We start from the raw sequence: 1947 nt of genomic DNA, 5'->3' as shown, positions 1-1947 counted from the left end.
AGGAGGCGGGCGTCTGGGACCGCCTCCAGCGTGCACTCCTCGACCGGCTTGGACGGCGCAACGCCATCGACTTTCGGCGCGCCGCCCTCGACAGCATGATGCTGGAGGAGGTGGTCGATGCCGTGCCACCGATCCGGCAGCCCTGGGGCAGGCCCCGACAGCGACCGGCCAAGCTGCATGCCGATAAGGCCTACGATCACCGCCGATGCCGACGGGCCCTGACCCGCCGCCACGTTCAGCCCCGGATCGCCCGTCGCGGCATCGAGAGCAGCGCCAAGTTGGGGCGGCACAGGTGGGTCGTGGAGCGCACCCTGGCCTGGTTCAGCCAGTTCCGGCGCCTTGGCCACCCGCTACGAGCGCCGCGCCGACATCCACTCCGCCTTCCTCACCCTCGCCTCAGCCATTATCGCCTGGCGCTTCGTCCAACGGTGGTTCTGTTAGGCGTTCTTAGCTGTCGGCGCCGCGCCTCAATCTACCATCCCTCCAGGCGCGCAGAGCAAGAATAATCAATAGTAAAAAGATAGAGGCATGTGCTTTAACGAGCCCTATAATGAGGTGGTGAGGGAAAACCGGTAATTTGCTCGATGCGGCTATTCTTGGAATGGTCGTGCGCGGATGCGCCTTCGATGGGTGTTTGTGCCGCGCTTCGGGCTTGGAGCCGTTGAATACGTTGATAGGTGCCGGTTTTCATCTCCGGTCGGAGCGTTGCGGAGCACACAGGCAGCTTCCTCCATCCGTACCCCCCGCGGTCGTTACGCGGACGTCAATTCATACGCCATGCCGATCACCGGCGGGGATTTCAGCACCTCGGGCGGTAGATGGCAGATGGCGATGAAGGAATGGGCTTCGGGCAGAAGTCGAAGCCAGAGGCAGCCCCGTACTGGAACGAATGCGTGCTAAGGAATTCAGTCGGGTGCTTGCCGTCGCCGATGGCCATCTCGGGCCCAACCGGGCGAAAGCGGCCGATGTGCTCGAGTGAAACGACGCGGCCCCTGCGGAAATAGGTGTAGCGGCCGAAGGAGGCTGGGGAGAACACGTCTACGCCGCCGAGGTCGAAAGACGGCTCAAGACGAGCCGCGGCCCGCGGAATTCCTGCTTGGCGTGGCGGACGACCACGCCGTGTTGCCTGAGGATGGCGAGCATGTCCGCGTCGGATTGGCCCATCATGCTGGGTTCCCTCCTCCTTGCACCCGCGGTCAACGCCACCGCGGGTGACCCGGATCAAACCTACCAGGGCTTGGCGCTATGGAGATGCACAGCAGGCGCCGGTATCTCCCGCGGCGCGAAGCGCAGGACGGTGTAGCCCGCCAGTCCGGCCAGGATCGAGCCTCCGAGGATTCCGATCTTCACCTCGTCCTGGAGTACCGGATGGCTTGCGAAGGCCAGCATCCCGATGAACAGGCTCATGGTGAAGCCGATGCCACAGAGCAGGGAGACCCCGAGGAATTGCAACTTTCCGGCGCCCATCGGCATGTCGGCGAAGCCAAGCCGGATGGTCAGATAGGCGCTGCCGAATACCCCAACCAGCTTGCCCACCAGCAGGCCGAGGGCCACACCGGGCGTCAGGTCGTCCACCAGCTTGTCGGCGGTGAGGCCAGCGAAGGAGACTCCGGCATTGGCGAAGCCGAAGATTGGAACGATCAGGAAGGTCACCCAAATATGCAGCCCGTGCTCGAGACGGTGCAGCGGCGAGATGTCGGGCTCGTCCGGCCGGCCGGGTGTGGCACGCAAGGGTATGGTGAAGGCCAGCACCACTCCTGCGATGGTGGCGTGCACTCCCGAGCGCAGCACGAAGAACCAGAGGGCCACACCCAGTAGCAGGTAGAGCCAGAGCCGGGTGATGCCGGCTCGGCTAGTGCACTGACTCAAACGGAAGGTGCAGGTAGCCTGGCCAGCGTGCCGAGGATGGTGTCGGCAGGCCTGGTCCAGGCGAATGGCTTGGCCTTC

At 64.4% G+C, this 1947-nt stretch carries 2 protein-coding genes and 1 pseudogene; 1 reads left to right on the top strand and 2 read right to left on the bottom strand.

What is annotated here, in order from left to right; all coding sequences use genetic code 11:
- Positions 1-441 (top strand): annotated as a pseudogene (locus EP26_RS30690) (transposase); the annotation flags it as partial.
- A gap of 597 nt (positions 442-1038) precedes the next feature.
- Here the strand turns inward: EP26_RS30690 and EP26_RS38425 are convergent.
- Complete coding sequence (locus EP26_RS38425) at positions 1039-1167, bottom strand: hypothetical protein (protein WP_281177177.1); 129 nt, start codon at positions 1165-1167, stop codon at positions 1039-1041.
- Between the two features lie 60 nt (positions 1168-1227).
- Positions 1228-1947: Na+/H+ antiporter NhaA (locus EP26_RS30685; RefSeq protein ID WP_211259642.1), on the bottom strand; the 720-nt coding region annotated here is incomplete at its 5' end.

Origin of the sequence: Belnapia moabensis DSM 16746, assembly GCF_000745835.1 — a bacterium.
Taxonomy (GTDB): domain Bacteria; phylum Pseudomonadota; class Alphaproteobacteria; order Acetobacterales; family Acetobacteraceae; genus Belnapia; species Belnapia moabensis.
Note: the sequence above shows the minus strand (reverse complement) of the source record. Positions and strands in the feature narration are given on the sequence as shown.